Origin of the sequence: Gilliamella sp. A7 (assembly GCF_002142015.1) — a bacterium.
Lineage (GTDB): Bacteria > Pseudomonadota > Gammaproteobacteria > Enterobacterales > Orbaceae > Gilliamella > Gilliamella apis_A.
On the sequence record NZ_NASN01000046.1, the window covers coordinates 1 to 20,251 of the forward strand.

The window sequence follows — 20,251 nt, forward strand, 5'->3', positions numbered from 1 at the left end:
AAATTAGATTACACCTATAATGGTATAGCTAGTTCAGAGAATGCACTCAAGGGAAGCGCAACTGGTGTTTTTAATTATCAGCAAAGCCCTATGCAATTAAATAGCCAAAACTTAGTTTTTTCGATAAATGACAATAAATTTACCAGTAAAATCAATACTCGTTTTGATAATAAACCATATGTCGATTTACAATTAAATTCAAATAAATTAGATTTAACACCTTTTTTACAAAAAGATAAAAAATCAGATAAGAAGACTACAGTCCAACAAACTTCACCGGTTGTTTCTAATGTTGCCAAAAATAATAATGAGTTAAGTATGCTTAATTCATTTGATGGAAAAGCAACTATAAACATTAAAGAAATTAAGGCAAATAAAATTATACTTAGTAATATGAATATTGATGTTAATATTCAAAATGGAATTGCTAATTTAAAAGATCTAAGCTTTAAGTTTGCTAATGGGCAATTAACTGCCACAGGTACAGCTAATGGTAAACAAAAAACACCTCAAGTTAAGTTAAATACCAAGATAAGTAATATCAATTTAAATTCATTTTTTACACAAATGGATATGGCGTATGATCTAGATGGCATTTTTAATGCCTTTGGCACATTAGAAACCAATACATTATCAACGACTAAATTATTAGAAAATCTAAAAGGTAATACTAATATCGTCATTACCAATGCTAAATTAAATAATATCAATATTCAGAACATTATCGAAACGGCAGCCGCCAAATACGGCAATGGTAAGGTAAATGCTGAAAATCGTAAAAAATATACTGAATTTCATAAAATCACTACCAATGCTTATTTAAATCAAGGTAATATTCAACTTAGTTCGCTAAACGCCAATTCTGAAACCTTAGATATTATAGATGGTTCAGGAAAAGTGGGAATGCTTAAACATGATTTAGATGTGAATATGAATGTAAAAATACTAAGTGGCTGGAATAATAAAAGCGAAACCATTGCCAAACTACAAAAAGTTACAATACCGCTACGTATATATGGCCAATTTTCTAATTTACATTATCAATTAGATATCGCCCAAATATTGTCTGATGTGTTTAGCGATAAATTACAACAGCGTTTAGATAAACTACGTGATAAATTAGAAAATCGCAAAGACAAAGACAAAGACAAAGACAAATTAAAATCTAAAGCAGCCGATATATTAGGCGGATTACTAAAGAAATAAATTTCTCATTAACTAAATAATAGATATAAAAAAGGTGAGTTATTTAACTCACCTTTTAATTTAACAATATCTTTCTTATAAAATGAACTTGCTCAAATCTTCATCTGCAACAAGTTTATCCAGATGATCACTAACATATTTAGCGTCAATTGTGATAGTTTGACCACCCAATTCACTAGCTTCGAAAGAGACATCTTCCATTAAACGTTCAAGCACTGTATGCAAACGGCGAGCACCAATATTTTCATTTTGTTCATTAACTTGCCAAGCAGATTCAGCAATTTTACGGATACCATCTGGTGTAAAGTCAATATTAACACCTTCAGTTGCCATTAATGCTTTATATTGGACTGTCAATGATGCATTTGGTTCAGTTAGAATTCGTTCAAAATCTTCGCTTGTTAATGCTTGTAATTCAACACGAATTGGTAAACGTCCTTGCAACTCAGGAATTAAATCTGATGGATTAGCAGTTTGGAACGCACCCGATGCAATAAATAAAATATGATCGGTTTTTACTGATCCATGTTTGGTTGAAACAGTACAACCTTCAACAAGTGGTAGTAAATCACGTTGCACACCTTCGCGAGAAACATCAGGTCCAGACGAATTACCTCGTTTACACACTTTATCGATCTCATCGATAAATACAATCCCATTTTGCTCTACAGCTTCAATGGCTTCATGTTTAAGATCATCAGGATTAACCAACTTCGCAGCTTCTTCTTCAATTAGCTGTTTGAATGCATCTTTGATCTTCATTTTACGCGCTTTAGTTTTTTGGCCACCTAAATTTTGAAACATAGACTGTAGTTGGTTAGTCATTTCTTCCATACCTGGAGGAGCCATAATTTCAACACCAATATTGACACCAGCTACTTCAATTTCAATTTCTTTATCGTCAAGCGCACCTTCACGTAATTTTTTTCTAAATGCTTGTCTAGCTGTTGAATCATTATTATTTTCAACTTGCCCCCAACCATCTTTAGCTGGTGGAACAAGCACATCTAAAATGCGCTCTTCAGCTAGTTCTTCAGCTCGATTACGATTTCTTTCGATAGCTTCTTGGCGAATCATTTTCACAGCAGAGTCAGTAAGATCTCGAATAATTGAGTCAACTTCTTTACCGACATAACCAACTTCAGTAAATTTAGTAGCTTCTACTTTAATAAAAGGTGCATGAGCTAATTTAGCTAATCGTCTAGCAATTTCAGTTTTACCTACCCCTGTAGGGCCGATCATAAGAATATTTTTTGGCGTAACTTCATGACGTAATGCTTCATCAAGTTGCATACGACGCCAGCGATTACGTAAAGCAATGGCAACAGAACGTTTTGCTTTATCTTGTCCAATAATATGTTGGTTTAGTTCGCTTACAATTTCGCGAGGAGTCATTTCAGACATAGTAGTATTTCTCTTAAATCAGATTAATTAGTAATTAAGCTCTTCAATAGTTTGGAAGTTATTTGTGTAAACACAAATATCGCCTGCTATTGATAGAGATTTTTGCACAATATCATGTGCTGATAATGAAGTATTATCTAATAAAGCTCGTGCTGCAGCTTGAGCATATGGGCCACCGGATCCTATTGCGATAAGATCATCTTCTGGTTGAATAACATCACCAGTACCCGTAATAATCAATGATGCGCTTTCATCTGCAACGGCAAGTAGTGCTTCTAATTTACGAAGCATTCTATCTGTTCGCCAATCTTTGGCCAATTCCACAGCAGCTTTAGTTAGGTGACCTTGGTGCATTTCTAGCTTTCTCTCAAACAGTTCAAACAGAGTAAAAGCATCGGCAGTGCCTCCCGCAAATCCTGCAATCACTTTATTGTTATACAATCGGCGAACTTTTCGAGCATTACCTTTCATAATAATACGCTCACCTAATGTAACTTGTCCATCGCCACCAATAACGACTTGACCTTCACGACGAAGACTGACAATTGTTGTCATATTCTGCTCCTTCTTTTACATAAAAACTTAATTCGGAATGAATAGAGAATATATTGGGATGATTAGTAAATTTTCAATATCTGATTATCAAGATGCGGAATATTTATTTATTAATGAATGGTATAATAAAAATATAATATAAAAATCAAGTAGCTAATTGTTTTCTTATTATGGTTGGAATTCGATAATCATGGTTTCTACTTCATTGTACAAATTTTTAGCTGGTTTTGGTAGTTCCTTTAATTTAGTCGCAATGATGGCTTCTCTACATAGATCTGCATCACCACCTTTTGAGATAACACTAATCACAAGCCCATCAGGTGCTATCTTAATTTGCAATTCACAAGTTTTGCCTCGATAAACATTTAATGGGTTGTGAAACCTATTACTTATTGTATTTCTCACTAATGATTTATATTTATTCAATTCTCCATCGGATACACCTTTACGGCTGGCAGCACCTCCTGAACTTGGGGTTCCGGAGGTAAGCCCACCCAAAAGATCGTTGAGAGCTTTATCTTTTTTAGCTTGTGCGGCTTTCTGCTTCTCTTTTTTTGCGGCTGCGGCTTTTTCTGCTGCAGCCTTTTCAGCAGCGGCTTTTTCTGCTGCAGCTTTATCTGCAGCTGCTTTTTCTGCTGCAGTTTTCTCAGCAGTGGCTTTTTCTGCTGCAGCCTTTTCAGCGGCGGCTTTTTCTGCTGCAGCTTTATCTGCAGCTGCTTTTTCTGCTGCAGCCTTTTCAGCGGCGGCTTTTTCTGCTGCAGCCTTTTCAGCGGCGGCTTTTTCTGCTGCAGCTTTATCAGCAGCGGCTTTTTCTGCTGCAGCCTTTTCAGCGGCGGCTTTTTCTGCTGCGGCTTTTTCAGCAGCGGCTTTTTCTGCTGCAGCCTTTTCAGCGGCGGCTTTTTCTGCTGCAGCTTTATCTGCAGCTGCTTTTTCAGTGAGTTCTTTTATTTGCTTATCTAGTTGTTCTTGACTCTTTTGATCTGCTTTTTGTTGACTAGTTTTTGCCTGCAATTGTCTTTGATATTGTTCAGTCATAACCGATGGATCAATCATGATGGCATCAATAGAGTTGCCATTGATACTACCATAATTTTCACCTGTATCACTTACAAACTTATATCCCAAGACAATAATTAATATGCCATGAAAAATAATGGAAATGACAATTGGTAAACTTAATTTTGAGTTTGACTTATTAGACATTGCTGACATTTATATTTTAATAATTAATTGATTAAATTGGTTGAGTCATCAAGCCAACAGATTTTACACCTGCTGATTGAAGCAAATTTAAAGCCTTTATAATCTCTTCATAAGGAACTTGTTTCGCACCGCCAACTAAAAAAACAGCTTTATCATTAAGTGACATTTGCTGCTTAACTTCTGCAACAATTTGTTCTTGAGGTATATTCGATTGTCGATTTTGATCAATAATAATTGCATAAACGCCTACACCCGACACTTCGATAATTATAGGTTTGTTATCAGAAGGAGAAACAGTTTTTGATTCTGTTGCTTCAGGAAGGTCAACTTCAACACTTTGACTTATTATTGGCGCTGTGGCCATAAAAATCAATACTAATACCAGTAATACATCTAACAAAGGTACAATATTGATCTCTGATTTGGTTGAATAACGTGAACGTCTGCTCATAATTATTTCCTAACTGCTACTGCTTGACGTTGTAAAATTGAAGAAAATTCATCAATAAAATTTAAATAACTTTGTTCCATTCGACTTACTCTTAACGACAATCGATTATAAGCTAGTACAGCAGGAATAGCCGCAAATAACCCAATAGCTGTCGCAATTAACGCTTCAGCAATACCTGGGGCTACCATTTGTAACGTAGCTTGTTTTACAGCTCCAAGTGAAATAAATGCATGCATAATACCCCAAACCGTACCAAATAAACCTATATATGGACTAATCGATCCAACCGTACCTAAAAAAGGTATATGCAATTCTAAATTATCTAATTCGCGATTCATCGCTAAACGCATCGAACGAGAGGCACCATCTAATGCTGCTTCTGGCATATTTGGGTTAATTTGATATAAACGAGAAAATTCTTTAAATCCCGAATAGAAAATATGTTCTGTACCATAGATCTCTTCTTTATTGAATTTTGCTTTATCAAAGAGCACATTTAGATCATCAGCAGACCAAAAACTATTGTCAAATTGCTCAACTTGTTTTTTAGCTTTGCTTAAAATTCTGCTACGTTGAAAAATAATAGCCCAAGACATTACAGAAAACATTAGTAACACTAGCATAACACCTTGTACTAAAAATCCGGCTTGTAAAAATAGATCGATAATATTCAGATTTTCCACTTAAATAAACTCCAAAACTAATGACTTAGGAAGCGCACATGGCTTCATTTTAGTCATATTGACACAAGCAATCACTACATCAGCGCTGCTGATAATTTGCTTATTTTGGTTTAAAATTGTCTGTTTAAAAATAATAGACGCCTTACGAATTTGCTCAACCTTAGTGCTGATAGTTAGCATGTCATCTAAACGTGCTGGAAAGTCGTAGCTAATATCCATCTTTTTAACAACAAATGCAATACCTTCTTGCAGTAACTTTTGTTGACTAATATCAAGCTGTCTTAGCATTTCTGTTCTAGCTCGTTCAAAAAAAGCAAGATACCGAGCATGATAAACTACTCCACCAGCATCAGTGTCCTCATAATAGACTCTTGCATTCCAATTGAATTGTTTCATATTGTTCGATTTAATTTAGGCTAAAAAAATAGCCTATTATATCTGAATATGAAATTCGCTGCACTATGATATAAAAATAGTTAAATGAAAACAATTATCATTTGTAAATTATTTATATTTTATTCAAGTTTATAAGTAAAAAGGTGGCAATTGCCACCCTTTATATCAGTCATTTTTTTGATATTTTATTTATTAGTTTCGTTTTCATTACTAGAATGTTCAACCCAAAGTCCAGTAACAACAGCTAGCATACATGCAGCAATTACTCCAATGAACCATAAAACGTAATACATAATTAATCCTTAATAAAGTGAATGTTTATTATTTTCAATATGGTTTTTGTCCAAACGTCCAAACATTTTAATGTAAGACCAGATCGTGTAGAAAAGAATGAGTGGTAAAAAGATTACCACAACACCAAACATAATATTAAGTGTTAATTGGCTAGAAGTTGCGTCCCAAATCGTTAAACTAGCATTTGGCATAATGCTTGATGGCATAATGAATGGGAATGTTGCTATACCATAGGTAAACAATACACAAACAATAGTTAATGAAGAAGATAAAAACACTAATCCATTTTTATTCAGACTAGAAAAGAAAACAGTTAATAATGGTAATAAAACACCTAATGCAGGAACAACCCATAAAATAGGATAATTCATGAAATTTTTTAGCCATGAAGAATTTGTTGATACAGTTTTAGTTAATGGATTTGATGCACCATTATGATCTATAGCACTCGTAATTTCATAACCATGAATACCGAATGCAACCCAAACTCCAGCCAATACAAAGGCAATTAGCATAACCAAACTTGCTATTTGTGTTGCCTTTCTTGCTCTTAAATAAAGCTCACCAGAAGTTTTCATTTGTAACCAAGCACCACCATGAGCTACGATTAAGATCAAGCTCACAATACCAGCTAGTATTGCAAATGGATTTAGTAATCCAAAGAACGAACCATCATAAAAAGAACGCTGACTGATATCCAATCTAAATGGCACACCTTCTAATAAATTTCCAAATGCGACCCCGAAAACAAGTGCGGGCACAAAACTACCAAAAAAGATTGCGATATCCCACATACTACGCCATTTAGAATTTTCTAGTTTACTACGGTAATCAAAACCAATTGGTCTAAAAAATAGCGCGCAAAGCACTAAAATCATCGCAATATAAAAACCAGAAAAAGATACCGCATAAGCAGTAGGCCATGCCGCAAAAATACCTGCCCCCCCGGTAATTAACCAAACTTGGTTACCATCCCAGTGCGGTGCAATTGCATTTATCATGATTCGACGTTCAGTATCGGTTTTGCCAATAAAAGGTAACAAAATTCCGACACCCATATCGAAGCCATCGGTGATAACAAAAGCGATCAAAACAACACTAATCAACACCCACCAGATGACGCGTACAATTTCGTAATCAATCATTGTATATACTCCCTATGCCTTATTCCGATATTGATTGTGTTTTTTCATAATGGTAGTTGCCAGTACCTAATGAACTTGGTCCTAATCGAGCAAACTTAAACATCAGGAACAATTCAGCAACCAAGAACAGAGTATAGAGTCCACAAATGAGAATCATAGTAAATAAAACCTCACCCGCTGTTAATGAGGAACTCGCCACGCCTGTTGGTAAAATATCTTGAATTGCCCATGGTTGACGACCATATTCAGCAACAAACCAGCCACATTCACATGCTAGCCACGGGAATGGTAACGATAATAGAAGTAAACGATATAACCATCGTTTTTCACCAATTCGACCTTTATAGGTTGTCCATAAAGCAAGCCCAGTACCTAAAATCATTAATAATCCCAAACCAACCATGCCTCTAAATGCCCAGAACAGTGGCCATACAGTTGGAATTGAATCTTCGGTTGCAGCTTTAATATGTTGTTCAGTCGCTTCAGGAATTGATAAGTTATCACGATCGGTATAACGCTTAACTAAATAACCATAGCCTAAATCAACTTTATGATCTTCAAAGGCTTTTAATACAGCTGGATCTTGATTACCTTTCTGAATTTTTTCCAAATTAATATAAGCTTGAATACCGTTACGAACTCGAGCTTCATTGTTAGTTAAGATATCTCTTAAACCAGTAACTTGCGTATCAAATGAACGAGTTGTCATGATTCCCATTACATAAGGAATTTCAAGAGCGAACAAATTCTCTTTTTTCTCTTGTGAAGGAAAAGCGATAACATTAAATGATGCTGGCGCTGGTTGAGTTTCCCATTCACCTTCAATTGCCGCTAGTTTTGCAGGTTGTACTGTTGTCAACTCGTGACCGGCCTCATCTCCCATAATAGCGACAACAATTGACATAATAAAACCAAACACAGCCGCAACAGCAAAAGAACGTTTGGCAAAAGGCAAATCTCGTTTTTTCAATAGATAATATGAGCTTATACTTAAAACAAAGATAGCGCCGGTTAAGTATCCAGCAGCGACAGTGTGAACAAATTTGTATTGGGCAACAGTATTAGTAATTAATTCAAAGAAACTGGCCATTTCCATGCGAGAGGTAATTGGATTAAAGTCTGAACCGATAGGAAATTGCATCCAACCATTGGCAACTAAAATCCAAAGCGCTGAGAAATTGGAACCAAAGGCCACACACCAAGTAACCATTAAATGTTTACCACGACTTAGTCTATCCCAGCCAAAAAAGAATAAACCAACCATCGTTGATTCTAAGAAAAATGCCATTAGCCCTTCAATCGCAAGAGGTGCACCAAATATATCACCTACATAATGCGAGTAATGAGACCAGTTAGTCCCAAATTGAAATTCCATAGTTAAACCGGTAGCAACACCAACGGCAAAATTAATACCGAATAGTTTACCCCAGAATTTAGTCATATCTTTCCAAACTTGCTTGCCACTAACCACATATACTGTTTCCATAATTGCAAGCATAAAAGCCAAACCCAGCGTTAATGGAACAAAAATAAAATGATACATTGCGGTGAGTGCAAACTGAAGTCTTGATAATTCTACAATATCAAACATAACGTGCTCCCTTTATCCTTAAATACCCACAAATTTTTTGTCGTTATTTATTGCATTTTACAGTATTATTTTAAGAATAAAACTTGATGAATGTCAAAAAAATGAATCTAAAGATGTTTTTTTACCATTTCACCAATTTCCGCCAAACTATTTACAACAATGATGCCTGCAGCCTGTAAAGCTTTAGTTTTATCGGCAGCCGTCCCTTTGTTTCCTGAAATGATAGCTCCAGCATGGCCCATACGTTTACCAGCAGGAGCGGAAACACCGGCAATATAAGCGATAACAGGCTTGGTAACATTCTTTTTGATATAATTGGCGGCTTCTTCTTCTGCACTACCTCCAATTTCACCTATCATTACAATAGCCTCAGTCTTAGGGTCTTGCTGAAGTAATTTTAAGATGGAGATAAAATCACTACCCGGGATAGCATCACCACCAATTCCTACACACACTGATTGGCCTAATCCGATATCGGTAGTTTGTTTTACTGCTTCATAAGTCAAAGTACCTGAACGAGAAACAATGCCTACTTTTCCTGCTAAATGAATATGTCCTGGCATAATACCTATTTTGCACTCATCAGGAACAATAATACCAGGACAATTAGGTCCAATCATAACAACATCATTTTCGACTAATTTTTGTTTAACAATAAGCATATCCAAAGTTGGAATGCCTTCTGTAATACATACTATTAGTTTAATACCTGCATCAATTGCTTCTAAAATTGAGTCTTTACCAAAAGCAGCAGGAACATAAATTACTGTTGCTGTTGCACCAGTTGCCGCTATGGCTTCTTTAACTGTATTAAATACAGGTAAGCCTAAATGCATGGTACCGCCCTTCCCCGGCGTTACACCACCAACAATTTTTGTACCATACGCAATTGCTTGCTCACAATGGAAAGTACCCTGACTACCAGTGAATCCCTGACAAATTACTTTTGTTTCTTTATTAATCAAAATTGACATAATAATAATTCTCCACCCATCGTATTATTGTGCAACAGCAACAATTTGTTGGGCTGCATCGACTAATCCTTTTGCTGTAATAACATTTAATTCGCTCTTAGCCAAGATATCTCTTGCTAGCTCAGCATTATTACCTTCAAGGCGAACAACAACAGGCACGGTCAAACCAATCTCTTTAATGGCATCAATAATGCCATTAGCAATAAGATCACAACGAACAATACCACCAAAAATATTGACTAAAATGGCTTTAACATTTTTGTCTGATAAAATTAATTTGAATGCTTCAGCTACCCGCTCTTTGGTTGTGCCACCACCTACATCTAAAAAGTTCGCAGGCTCACCACCATAAAGTTTGATCATATCCATTGTCGCCATCGCAAGGCCGGCACCATTCACCATACAACCGATATTTCCTTCCAATGAAACATAGCTAATACCTTGTTTAGCGGCAATTGATTCACGTTCGTCTTCTTGGGTTGTATCTCTTAATATTGCTAAATCAGGATGTCTGAACATAGCATTATCATCCAGAACAACTTTAGCATCTAAACAAATTAATTCTTGTGAATCAGTAATAACTAAAGGATTTACTTCAGCCAATGAAACGTCATTATTGATAAAAAGATTAGCAAAATTGACAAATAATTTGGCAAATTGATTGACTAGTTTACCACTAAGACCAAGCTTGAATGCGAGTTCACGACCTTGATAGCCACATGGTCCTGTCAATGGATCAAGCGATATCTTATGAATTAAATGTGGTGACATTTCAGCAACTTTTTCAATATCAACACCACCTTCGGTCGATGCCATCACCACAATACGTTTACTACTACGATCAATTACTGCACCTAAATAAAGTTCTTTAGCAATATTCGAGGCCTTCTCAATTAAAATTTGATTAACGGGTTGCCCTTCAGATGTTGTTTGATAAGTGACTAAATACTGGCCTAGCCACTTTTCAGCAAAAAGCTTTATTTCATTAAAATCTTTAGTACAAATAACGCCACCAGATTTACCTCGTCCCCCAGCATGTACTTGGCATTTTGCCACCCAAGCACTGGTCGTTGTTTGCGAAGAAATTTCAGCCAATGTATCCTGTATTTCATCAATAGAGTTACATACATAACCTTCTGGCACTGGCAAATTATACTGTTTAAATAGGTGTTTTGATTGATACTCATGCAGGTTCATAAATAAATCCCAAAGCTCTGATTGCCAAAAAATAGTGGCTAATTTTAATGCAAGATGCAAAGATTGTGTAGTAAATAATTACTTATGTTTATAGTAATTGAGAATTATTGCTGATAATAACCGACAATGATATACTCAAGAGATATATTGATATTGTAATAACAGTAAAGGTAAAAATATGACACAAGTTGGAATCTTTTTTGGTAGTGACACCGGTAATACAGAGAATGTAGCTAAACAAATCCAACAAATTTTAGGTACAGATAAAGCAGATCTTTTCGATATTGCAAAAACTACAAAAGAACATATCGAAAAATATGATTGCTTATTTTTTGGTATCCCAACTTGGTATTATGGCGAATCTCAAGCTGATTGGGACGATTTTTTCCCTAATTTGGAACAAATTGATTTTAATGGTAAAACTGTAGCAATTTTTGGCTGTGGCGACCAAGAAGATTATGCAGAATATTTTTGTGATGCGATGGGAACGATTCGCGATATTATCGAACCTAAAGGGGCCAAAATTGTTGGTCATTGGTCAACTGAAGGATACAGCTTTGAAGCATCGAAAAGTTTAGTTGATGATAATCATTTTGTTGGTTTAGCCATTGATGAAGATCGTCAACCAGAATTAACAGAAGAACGCATTAATAATTGGGTAAACCAAGTAAAAACTGAAATGAATATTTGATCTATCAAAGTGATTTATTTTATTTTCCGTACATATTTTTATAATATGTCTTATTAAACAACTCAATTGGAATGTAATATGACAAATCATGATAAAGATAATAATGCAGCACTGAAAAGTGCCGGCTTAAAGGTTACCTTACCACGATTAAAAATTTTAGAATTATTACGGGACCCTTCATGCCAACACATTACTGTCGAAGATCTTTATAAAAAATTACTTGATATGGGCGAAGAAATTGGCCTTGCCACAGTTTATCGAGTATTGAATCAATTTGACGATGCCGGGATTGTGACTCGACACAATTTTGAAGGTGGCAGAGCTGTTTTCGAACTTGCTTCACAAAAACACCACGATCATTTAATTTGTTTAGATTGTGGCGAAGTATTTGAATTTCGAGACGAAACAATTAATCAACGTCAAAAAGAAATTGCAGAACAATATGGCGTTACCCTCACTTTTCATAGCTTATATCTTTACGGACATTGTAAAGCCGGTAACTGTAAAGCTCATCCCGAACTTCATACTAAAAAATAAGCCTATTTTATAGGCTTTTTACTTATTGAGAATAATACATACTTTTATCTGTCAGGTTAATAATCACATGAAGCAGCTTTTAAATTTTATCCCACTTATCGTATTTTTTATATTTTTAACAATTTACGATATTTTTGTCGGCGTCCAAGCATTAATGATTGCCTCAACAATATCCTTTTCAATTATTCTTGTTATGTATAAAAAAATTGACAAAGTTGAGCTGATATCTTATCTGATGGTAATGATTTTTGGTGGCGTGACATTGTTAACTCGCGAACCTAATATTATCAAATGGAAAGTAACCATTATTAACTTTTTATTTGCTACCGCTTTATCTGTTAGTCAGTTTATTTTCAAGAAAAATCTTATACAAAAAATGTTAGCTAAAGAGATACAGCTTGATATAACAGTCTGGAATAAGTTGAATCTAATATGGATTGTATTTTTTATTGCCTGTGGGACTTTCAGTTTAATCGCAACATATTATGCAACAGATGACTTCTTCTGGATTTTTAAAGTATTTATTTTACCGGCAGTATCATTAATAATGTCTTTAATATCGGGAATTTATATTTACCGAAATATGAGTAAAACTACTGACAATAGTTAAAATTATACAGGTAGGAGTATTATCAACATGACCATGACACAAAATGATAACAACCCTAAAGGACAATTAGTATTACGAACCTTAGCTATGCCGGCAGACACTAATCCACATGGCCATATTTTTGGCGGATGGATCATGTCACAAATGGATTTAGCTGGTGGTATTTTAGCTAAAGAAATTGCCAAAAGAAGAGTAGTGACAGTTAATGCAAGTAGTATTACTTTTCACAAACCGGCAATGGTTGGCGATGTAGTATGTTGTTATGCTCATTGTATAAAAACTGGCACTACCTCAATTACCATCGAGATTGAAGTTTGGATTAAAAAAGTAACTGATTCAGAAATTGCTACTCAGCGTTTCCGTATCACCGATGCTACCTTTACCTATGTTTCTGTAGATAAACATAATAATCCAAAACCTTTGCCTGAAATATTTCAACACTATGATTGTACTAAAGATCCTATTAGCAAATTAAACTTAACTTATAGCTAATAAATATGCAATTTACATCATTCCATGCATTAATGAGTACATTAATTTTTCTCGTTTACTGGTTGCTTATTGTGGCGACTACGTTACGTATTGTCTTTAAAAGAAGGCCAACCACTTACGTAATTGCATGGATGTTGGTCATTTATATATTACCTATTATTGGCATTATTCTTTACTTTGCTTTAGGAGAGACTCACTTAGGGCAACAGCGAGCTAAGCGTGCGCAAAAAATGCGCCCAACGATCACAAAATTTATTAAGCAATTATGCGCTTTTCCTGATATTTTTACCGCTAAAGTCAGTCAAGTCAGTAAGCCTATTTTTCAACTTTGTAAACATCAAACAGGACTTGACGGTATAAAAGGCAATCATATTGAATTATTAAGTGATACCGACACCATTTTCAATCGTCTTATTGAAGATATCAATAATGCAAACTCCAATATAGAAATGGTATTTTATATCTGGAATGAAGGTGGTAAAGCGGATGATGTTGAACAAGCACTAATACAAGCCACTCAAAGAGGCGTTACCTGTCGATTAATGATTGACTCAGCGGGAAGTAGACATTTTATTAGATCGAAAGCCTGTCAAAGAATGCGTGATGCTGGTATCATCATCATCGAGGCGTTACAAGTTAATCTGTTAAGATTTATGTTTAGACGACTTGATTTGCGTCAACACCGTAAGGTAGCCATTATAGATAATTATATCTCCTATACCGGAAGTATGAATATTGTTGACCCTAGATTCTTTAAACAAAATAAGCATGTTGGAGAATGGGTTGATATCATGATCAGAATGAATGGACCGGTTACCACCCTAATGGGAGCTATATACGCGAGTGATTGGGAACTTGAAACTGGGAAACATTTAGCTCTACCACAAATTACTGATTTTGCTGAACCACCAGAAGAAAAGAAACATATTATGCAGCTTATTCCTTCTGGTCCTGGTTATACCGAAAACATGATCCATCAAGTGTTATTGACAGCAATTTATTCTGCTCAAGAAAAAATTATTTTTACTACACCTTATTTAGTACCTAGTGATGATATTTTACATGCAATCTGCACTGCCGCCCAACGTGGTGTTGAGGTTATTATCATTACGCCGAAAAAGAACGACTCATTAATGGTAAAATGGGCTAGTCGCGCTTTCTTTTCGGAATTATTAAGTAGTGGCGTTAAACTTTATCAATTTAATGATAATTTATTACATACAAAAAGTGTTCTAGTTGATAATCAACTTAGCCTAGTTGGAACCGTTAATTTAGATATGCGCAGTTTATGGTTAAATTTTGAAATCACTACTGTTATTGATGACGCTCAATTTGCCAAATCACTATCACAGCTATTAAAACAATATTTATCACAGTCAGAAAAAATTAATATCCAAAAATGGAAGAAACGACCAATCTGGCAACGGGTTATTGAACGATTATTCTACTTTTTTGCCCCTTTACTCTAGGTAATTTTAGAAAATTAACTGGCAAAAGAGCTCTTAATAGCCTTTTTGTGATATATCAGGTAAAAATTGATTACCTGCAATACGAAAAACATTAGATTCAATCGTTCCATCTTGATTAAGAATAATTTCTCGCCATCCTGGTGCATGTTCATTAGATAATTGAAAATCACTACAATTCGGTTTAAATTGAAAACATGTAGAGGGCGTCGAAAAAGCATGACAATTATGCCAAATATGATCTTGTTGTTGATGAATATGTCCCCAACCTACTCCTTTTATATTAGGATGATGTTTGATGATTTCTTCGAGTTTGTAACTATTTTTTAAAATATGCTCATCCAGCCAATCACAACCCGAGGAAATCGGATGATGATGCAAGAATACTAGGGTATTTTTATCGGCATGAGCTGTTAAAGTATTTTGTAAAAACTGCAATTCAGATTCAGGCAACATCCCACAAGCTTGACCAACAACTTGACTGTTTAATAACACAATTAACCAGTTATCGCCGAGTAATATACTTTTATTTTCAGCAAGTTGATAATTCGAAAATACCTCTTGCATATAATTATAATTATCATGATTTCCGGCTAACCAAACACACGGTGTAGCAAACTTTTGAATTTGCTCTGCAAAGCGTGCATACGATTTTTTGGCACCATCTTGGACAAAATCACCTGTTGCCACAATCAAATCAAACTTCTTTTTACTATGCTTAATTTCAGAAATAACTGATAAAAAACTAGCATTTGACTTAACGCCTAGTAATGCGCCATTATCATCAGCAAACAGATGTGTATCGGTAATATGCAGTATTTTTGCATAATGCTTATTACGTATTTGAAGCTTTAAAAGTGACTCCAAAATCTACCTCTATCATTTATTATATGAAATCATGTCAGTAATAGAATTGATATTGTGATCAACATCACAATTTTCATTTTAAATCATAATGTTATCTTAAATTGTAAAATAAATTCTATTTTTAGGAAAGTAATAATTGCGTAGTTTAACAAAAAACTACTTATTTCCACTCATTCTTCAGTGTTAGATGATTAAGTTGTAACCACTGTAGTGCAATAATTGATGCAGCATTGTTAATTACTCCATCTTCAACCCATTTATAAGCTTGTTCACGACTCACTACATGAACCTTAATATCTTCGTTTTCTTCAGCCAAACCATGTACACCTTTTGCGGTCGAAGAATCAACTTGACCAACCAGAATATGCAACTGCTCAGTTAAGCCACCTGGTGAGGCCAAATAACTTATGATCGGCTTACATTGTCCAATAACAATACCTGCCTCTTCCAGCGCTTCTCGTCTTGCTACTTCTTCAGTCGACTCATTATCATGATCCATCATGCCGGCAATTAATTCTAATATCCATGGGCTAGCTTGAGTATCAATAGCTGCGATACGAATTTGTTCTATAAGGACAACTTCATCTCGTTTATCATCATAAGCTAAAAGCACCACAGCATGACCGCGTTCTAGAATTTCACGCGAAACCATTTCGCTTACAGAACCATCAAACTTACGATATTGAAAACGATATTCAAACAACGAGAAAAAACCTTTATATAAAATTCGTTTAGTTAAATTAAACACATCTTTTTTGTTAAAAATTACTGGGGTAGATTTATATTTCATATTAAATTCTCGATTTTAAGCTAAATTTTAATAAAAAGTGCGAATAACCAATATGGGCACTTTCTATATGCTAATTATCTGTTAAAATTACGCAATTGAAAAATATTATTCTATTTTATTGCTTTTAAAGAGAAAGATTGATGAAAAAAACTTTAACCTTTTTAATTGGCTTAGCATTAAGTCAAACTGTGTTTGCTGAAAACTTAGTTCAAGTTTATGAACAAGCAAAAGAAACCAATCCAGATTTACGCAGTTCATTGGCTGAAAAAGATAAAGCTTATTCAGCAATTTCAGGTTCTCGTGCAAGCTTACTCCCCCAAGTTGGCCTAAGTGCTTCTTATACTATAGATCATGGGCGTCGAGAGAACAGCGGTAAGAAAAGTAAAAGCGCTAATTTATATCAAGTAGCTGTATCGCAGAGTATCTTTAATTTTTCTAACTGGAAAGCTTTAGATATCACGAAAAAACAAGCAACTATTGCGGATATTTCTTATCAATATCAAGGACAAACATTGATTTTAAACACTTCTGTAGCTTACTTTAATGTACTTAAATGTCTTGATGCGTTAAGCTTTATTGATGCTCAGAAAAAAGCAATTGGTCGTCAATTACAACAAACTCGCCAACAGCATAAAGTTGGTTTAGTTGCCATTACAGATGTACAAAATGCACAAGCAAATTACGATTTAACGGAAGCACAACAAGTTAATGCATTAAATGACTTAAATAACGCTATTGAAGCATTGCGTCAAGTTAGTGGTCGCTTTTACTCTAAGCTAGCAAGTGTTGATACCAAAACATTTAAAACTCAAGCGCCAACGCAAATTAATACATTGCTAAAACAATCTGAAACCGCCAATCTTAACTTATTAACTATGAAGTTAAATCAAGAGATTGCTCGTGATCAAATAAAAATGGCACAATCAGGTTTTATGCCTACAGCAAGTCTTGATGCATCAACTAATTTAAATAAATCTGAGAGTTATGGCCATACACATTATCAAGGACATACCGCTGGTAAAAAATATTCTGGAGAGAATAAAGTTGGTATAAGCGTAAGTTTACCACTGTTCTCTGGTGGTGCGACCGTCTCACAAGTGCAACAAGCACAACAGAACTTTGTTAGTTTCAGTGAAAAGCTTGAAAGTACTAATCGTAGTGTGATCAATCAAGTTCGTTCATCTTATAACAATATTTCGTCATCAATTAGTGCGATTAGAGCTTATCAACAAGCAGTGGTTTCTGCACAAAGTTCATTTGAAGCCACATCTTCTGGTTATCAAGTAGGAACACGTACTATTGTTGATGTGCTTAATGCCACCACACAACTTTATAGTTCAAAACGAAATCTATCGGATGCTAAATACAACTATTTAACTAGCTTATTACAGTTGAAATATGCTGTTGGTACTTTAACTGCAAATGATTTAGTTTACTTAAACAACATGTTAGGTAAAGAAGTTAGTACTATTGCAACGATAAAATAATTAACTATAAAGTTAAATTAGACAGAAAAAGCGATCTAAGGATCGCTTTTTCTATTTTGAGTGATTAATTTATCTAATTTAACTCTATTACTAAGTGTTTTGCAAAGTTTATCAAGACATAGCATTAACCATAAACTCAATAAAAATATTAAGTTTAGGTAACCTTTGCTTATCTGCTGTATACAAAAGGTGTACTTCTCTAGGCGGAGGTAAAAAATCTTGCAGAATAGGAATTAATTTGCTTTGTTTTATAGACTCAGTTAGTACTGACTCAGGTAACATCGTGATACCTAATCCCTCGATAGCTGCTACTGCTAATGCGGTGGTATTATTACTTTGAAATGTGCCAGAAATAGCAATATTAGTTAACTTACCATTTATAGTAAATGGCCAAAAATTATCCTTTTTAGTCGGATTGACATATTGATATATTAAGCATTGATGCTTCTTCAAATCATCAGGTATTGATGGTACGCCATTGTGAGCTAAATAGCTTGGTGAAGCAGCAAAAATCAGCTGTAAGTCACCTAGTTTACGCGCAATTAAACTTGAATCATTTAATGAACCAATTCGAAACACCACATCAAAATCATCTTTAACTAAGTCGACATAACGATCACTTAATTGCATATCAATATTCACTTTCGGATAACATTTCATAAAACGACTTATCACTGGAATCAAATTAAATTGACCATAACTAATTGGAGCACTAACCCTTAATCTTCCCTTGGGCTCTTGGCTAAATTGCTGGGCTAATGTTTTTGTACTTTTAATTTCACTTAGAATAGACAAACATTTTTCATAATACTGTTTGCCAAATTCAGTTAGATGTTGTGATCTGGTCGTTCGATTAAGCAATTTTAGACCCAAATAATTTTCTAAAAAAAGAATATATTTAGCAATCATTTGTGGGGAGGTATTTAATGAAATAGAAGTTGCAGCAAAAGAGCCTGTTTTTACTGTTATAACAAATGCTTCCATACATTTAACTAGATCCACATTAGTAACCCTCAGTTGTTAATAAATCAATTTTGATGTTATTTATTGTCATTTTATCAATCAATATAATACAGATCTTCAATTAAATACGGAAATTTAGTGAGCATACAATCATCATTAAACAAAGTTCTGCTGATTAAGTTTGCGTAACGATTTTTAAGTCAGCTAACTAGCTAGTGATGTCAACTCATTAAAAGATAGGTACCAATCTAAGTAATAAAAGGATTAAAAATGGAAAATAAAAGATATACCGTTATCACTGGCGCTAGCTCAGGAATAGGTTATGCAACGGCAATCGCATTTGCCAAAAGAAACAAAAATCTGATAGTAATTGCTAGAAGAAAAGAAAATTTAGAATCATTAAAGCAACAAATAGCAGAAATAAATCCCGAAGTCGAAGTTATTATAAAAGTTTGTGATTTAACCAATACACTGTCTAATTACAATTTATTCAATGAATTAGAAAATTATTTTATCGAAACTTGGATTAACAATGCTGGTTTTGGTCATTATGGCAGTGTAAATGATCAAGATTTAACAAAAATCGAATCCATGCTGCATTTAAATATTGAAGCATTAACCATCCTATCAACGCTTTATGTCCGTAAATATAAAGATCAAGCAAATACTCAATTGATTAATATATCATCACGAGGCGGCTATACCATTGTACCAAATGCTGTTACCTATTGTGCCACAAAATTTTATGTTAATGCTTTCACTGAAGGACTTGCCCAAGAACTGATACAAGCTAAAGCTCAATTAAGAGCAAAAGTACTTGCTCCAGCGGCAACACAAACAGAATTTGGCAAAAAAGCCAATAATGTTGATGAATATGACTATGATAAAAGTTTTGCTAAATATCATTCTGCCGAACAAATGGCTGAGTTTTTATTAGCCCTTTATGATAGCGACAAAATCATTGGCGAGATCATTACTAAAGATTTCTCATTCAATTTAAAAAATAATATATTTCCTTATTCTGGTAATCCTGCCGAAAATCAAAAATAAATAACGAATATAAATCAAAATTATTTATATAAAAGGTTTCGGGGTTTCAAAAACCCCGTTCCTCACTTTTTGTTGTATAGTTTTTTTATATGATTGAATTTGGAGATTTTTTTCTTATTAGCTATTTTAAAATAAAGACAACACCCAAGTTAAAGGTATTGACGAATAACCTTAATTATTACTCATATCATCATGATAC

At 34.4% G+C, this 20,251-nt stretch carries 22 protein-coding genes; 8 read left to right on the plus strand and 14 right to left on the minus strand.

Annotation, left to right across the window (positions count from 1 at the left end):
• On the plus strand, positions 1-1,206 hold a 1,206-nt coding region (locus B6D18_RS09860), incomplete at its 5' end, for an AsmA family protein (protein WP_144063978.1).
• Between the two features lie 75 nt (positions 1,207-1,281).
• On the opposite strand, the gene hslU is transcribed toward B6D18_RS09860, so the two are convergent.
• The 11 genes from hslU to sucC form a co-directional block, all read right to left on the minus strand.
• Positions 1,282-2,610 (minus strand): HslU--HslV peptidase ATPase subunit, encoded by a 1,329-nt coding sequence (hslU, locus tag B6D18_RS09865; protein WP_086364298.1) that lies wholly within the window; start codon positions 2,608-2,610, stop codon positions 1,282-1,284.
• Between the two features lie 27 nt (positions 2,611-2,637).
• Entirely contained in the window at positions 2,638-3,165 is a 528-nt protein-coding gene (gene hslV / locus B6D18_RS09870; protein ID WP_086364299.1) for an ATP-dependent protease subunit HslV, read from the minus strand.
• A 168-nt stretch (positions 3,166-3,333) separates the two neighbouring features.
• The gene (tolA, locus tag B6D18_RS09875) at positions 3,334-4,368 is read right to left on the minus strand and encodes a cell envelope integrity protein TolA (RefSeq protein WP_216818942.1); all 1,035 of its coding nucleotides are present in this window, start codon (positions 4,366-4,368) and stop codon (positions 3,334-3,336) included.
• A gap of 31 nt (positions 4,369-4,399) precedes the next feature.
• Positions 4,400-4,819 (minus strand): colicin uptake protein TolR, encoded by a 420-nt coding sequence (gene tolR / locus B6D18_RS09880; RefSeq protein WP_086364301.1) that lies wholly within the window; start codon positions 4,817-4,819, stop codon positions 4,400-4,402.
• Between the two features lie 2 nt (positions 4,820-4,821).
• Positions 4,822-5,502 carry a protein TolQ gene (gene tolQ / locus B6D18_RS09885; RefSeq protein WP_086364302.1) on the minus strand — a complete coding sequence of 227 codons (681 nt, stop codon included), beginning with the start codon at positions 5,500-5,502 and terminating at the stop codon, positions 4,822-4,824.
• Positions 5,503-5,898, minus strand: coding sequence for a tol-pal system-associated acyl-CoA thioesterase (gene ybgC, locus B6D18_RS09890; RefSeq protein WP_086364303.1), 396 nt, complete (start codon positions 5,896-5,898; stop codon positions 5,503-5,505).
• 185 nt (positions 5,899-6,083) lie between these two features.
• Complete coding sequence (locus B6D18_RS09895) at positions 6,084-6,191, minus strand: cytochrome bd oxidase small subunit, CydX/CbdX family (protein WP_086364304.1); 108 nt, start codon at positions 6,189-6,191, stop codon at positions 6,084-6,086.
• A gap of 9 nt (positions 6,192-6,200) precedes the next feature.
• Entirely contained in the window at positions 6,201-7,337 is a 1,137-nt protein-coding gene (gene cydB, locus B6D18_RS09900) for a cytochrome d ubiquinol oxidase subunit II (protein ID WP_086364305.1), read from the minus strand.
• Between the two features lie 19 nt (positions 7,338-7,356).
• Positions 7,357-8,928 (minus strand): cytochrome ubiquinol oxidase subunit I, encoded by a 1,572-nt coding sequence (locus B6D18_RS09905; protein ID WP_086364306.1) that lies wholly within the window; start codon positions 8,926-8,928, stop codon positions 7,357-7,359.
• 107 nt (positions 8,929-9,035) lie between these two features.
• Entirely contained in the window at positions 9,036-9,902 is an 867-nt protein-coding gene (gene sucD / locus B6D18_RS09910; RefSeq protein WP_086364307.1) for a succinate--CoA ligase subunit alpha, read from the minus strand.
• A 24-nt stretch (positions 9,903-9,926) separates the two neighbouring features.
• Positions 9,927-11,099 carry an ADP-forming succinate--CoA ligase subunit beta gene (gene sucC, locus B6D18_RS09915; RefSeq protein ID WP_086364308.1) on the minus strand — a complete coding sequence of 391 codons (1,173 nt, stop codon included), beginning with the start codon at positions 11,097-11,099 and terminating at the stop codon, positions 9,927-9,929.
• Positions 11,100-11,277: 178 nt separating this feature from the next.
• Here sucC and fldA point away from each other — a divergent pair, with 178 nt between their 5' ends.
• The 5 genes from fldA (at position 11,278) to cls (ending at position 14,898) form a co-directional block, all read left to right on the plus strand.
• The gene (gene fldA, locus B6D18_RS09920) at positions 11,278-11,790 is read left to right on the plus strand and encodes a flavodoxin FldA (RefSeq protein ID WP_086364309.1); all 513 of its coding nucleotides are present in this window, start codon (positions 11,278-11,280) and stop codon (positions 11,788-11,790) included.
• A 78-nt stretch (positions 11,791-11,868) separates the two neighbouring features.
• Positions 11,869-12,327, plus strand: coding sequence for a ferric iron uptake transcriptional regulator (fur, locus tag B6D18_RS09925; RefSeq protein ID WP_086364310.1), 459 nt, complete (start codon positions 11,869-11,871; stop codon positions 12,325-12,327).
• Positions 12,328-12,394: 67 nt separating this feature from the next.
• Positions 12,395-12,937, plus strand: a complete 543-nt coding sequence (locus B6D18_RS09930; RefSeq protein WP_086364311.1) for an inner membrane-spanning protein YciB — start codon at positions 12,395-12,397, stop codon at positions 12,935-12,937.
• A gap of 33 nt (positions 12,938-12,970) precedes the next feature.
• Entirely contained in the window at positions 12,971-13,429 is a 459-nt protein-coding gene (yciA, locus tag B6D18_RS09935; RefSeq protein ID WP_086364318.1) for an acyl-CoA thioester hydrolase YciA, read from the plus strand.
• A gap of 5 nt (positions 13,430-13,434) precedes the next feature.
• Positions 13,435-14,898: a cardiolipin synthase gene (gene cls, locus B6D18_RS09940; RefSeq protein ID WP_086364312.1), complete on the plus strand. Its 1,464-nt coding sequence runs from the start codon at positions 13,435-13,437 to the stop codon at positions 14,896-14,898.
• Positions 14,899-14,931: 33 nt separating this feature from the next.
• Here the strand turns inward: cls and cpdA are convergent, their stop codons facing one another.
• Together cpdA and nudF are read right to left on the minus strand one after the other, a co-directional pair.
• Positions 14,932-15,762 (minus strand): 3',5'-cyclic-AMP phosphodiesterase, encoded by an 831-nt coding sequence (gene cpdA / locus B6D18_RS09945; RefSeq protein ID WP_158092570.1) that lies wholly within the window; start codon positions 15,760-15,762, stop codon positions 14,932-14,934.
• 160 nt (positions 15,763-15,922) lie between these two features.
• Positions 15,923-16,552: an ADP-ribose diphosphatase gene (gene nudF, locus B6D18_RS09950; protein WP_086364314.1), complete on the minus strand. Its 630-nt coding sequence runs from the start codon at positions 16,550-16,552 to the stop codon at positions 15,923-15,925.
• A gap of 140 nt (positions 16,553-16,692) precedes the next feature.
• Here nudF and tolC point away from each other — a divergent pair, with 140 nt between their 5' ends.
• On the plus strand, positions 16,693-18,039 hold the full coding sequence (gene tolC / locus B6D18_RS09955; RefSeq protein WP_086364315.1) for an outer membrane channel protein TolC: 1,347 nt from the start codon (positions 16,693-16,695) through the stop codon (positions 18,037-18,039).
• 111 nt (positions 18,040-18,150) lie between these two features.
• Here tolC and B6D18_RS09960 read toward each other — a convergent pair whose 3' ends face one another.
• Positions 18,151-19,041 carry a LysR substrate-binding domain-containing protein gene (locus B6D18_RS09960; RefSeq protein WP_144063979.1) on the minus strand — a complete coding sequence of 297 codons (891 nt, stop codon included), beginning with the start codon at positions 19,039-19,041 and terminating at the stop codon, positions 18,151-18,153.
• Positions 19,042-19,272: 231 nt separating this feature from the next.
• Between B6D18_RS09960 and B6D18_RS09965 the strand changes: the two genes are divergently transcribed.
• Positions 19,273-20,052 (plus strand): SDR family oxidoreductase, encoded by a 780-nt coding sequence (locus B6D18_RS09965; protein ID WP_086364317.1) that lies wholly within the window; start codon positions 19,273-19,275, stop codon positions 20,050-20,052.
• Positions 20,053-20,251 lie beyond the last annotated feature (199 nt).

What these genes read in the sequence shown, in the direction of transcription:
- sucD (WP_086364307.1), bottom strand. Translation starts at nt 9,902, where the DNA reads ATGTCAATTTTGATTAATAAAGAAACAAAAGTAATTTGTCAGGGATTC.
- yciA (WP_086364318.1), top strand. Translation starts at nt 12,971, where the DNA reads ATGACACAAAATGATAACAACCCTAAAGGACAATTAGTATTACGAACC.
- cls (WP_086364312.1), top strand. Translation starts at nt 13,435, where the DNA reads ATGCAATTTACATCATTCCATGCATTAATGAGTACATTAATTTTTCTC.
- hslU (WP_086364298.1), bottom strand. Translation starts at nt 2,610, where the DNA reads ATGTCTGAAATGACTCCTCGCGAAATTGTAAGCGAACTAAACCAACAT.
- B6D18_RS09895 (WP_086364304.1), bottom strand. Translation starts at nt 6,191, where the DNA reads ATGTATTACGTTTTATGGTTCATTGGAGTAATTGCTGCATGTATGCTA.
- hslV (WP_086364299.1), bottom strand. Translation starts at nt 3,165, where the DNA reads ATGACAACAATTGTCAGTCTTCGTCGTGAAGGTCAAGTCGTTATTGGT.
- tolA (WP_216818942.1), bottom strand. Translation starts at nt 4,368, where the DNA reads ATGTCTAATAAGTCAAACTCAAAATTAAGTTTACCAATTGTCATTTCC.
- nudF (WP_086364314.1), bottom strand. Translation starts at nt 16,552, where the DNA reads ATGAAATATAAATCTACCCCAGTAATTTTTAACAAAAAAGATGTGTTT.
- fldA (WP_086364309.1), top strand. Translation starts at nt 11,278, where the DNA reads ATGACACAAGTTGGAATCTTTTTTGGTAGTGACACCGGTAATACAGAG.
- ybgC (WP_086364303.1), bottom strand. Translation starts at nt 5,898, where the DNA reads ATGAAACAATTCAATTGGAATGCAAGAGTCTATTATGAGGACACTGAT.
- fur (WP_086364310.1), top strand. Translation starts at nt 11,869, where the DNA reads ATGACAAATCATGATAAAGATAATAATGCAGCACTGAAAAGTGCCGGC.
- tolC (WP_086364315.1), top strand. Translation starts at nt 16,693, where the DNA reads ATGAAAAAAACTTTAACCTTTTTAATTGGCTTAGCATTAAGTCAAACT.
- B6D18_RS09930 (WP_086364311.1), top strand. Translation starts at nt 12,395, where the DNA reads ATGAAGCAGCTTTTAAATTTTATCCCACTTATCGTATTTTTTATATTT.
- sucC (WP_086364308.1), bottom strand. Translation starts at nt 11,099, where the DNA reads ATGAACCTGCATGAGTATCAATCAAAACACCTATTTAAACAGTATAAT.
- cydB (WP_086364305.1), bottom strand. Translation starts at nt 7,337, where the DNA reads ATGATTGATTACGAAATTGTACGCGTCATCTGGTGGGTGTTGATTAGT.
- B6D18_RS09905 (WP_086364306.1), bottom strand. Translation starts at nt 8,928, where the DNA reads ATGTTTGATATTGTAGAATTATCAAGACTTCAGTTTGCACTCACCGCA.
- tolR (WP_086364301.1), bottom strand. Translation starts at nt 4,819, where the DNA reads ATGAGCAGACGTTCACGTTATTCAACCAAATCAGAGATCAATATTGTA.
- B6D18_RS09965 (WP_086364317.1), top strand. Translation starts at nt 19,273, where the DNA reads ATGGAAAATAAAAGATATACCGTTATCACTGGCGCTAGCTCAGGAATA.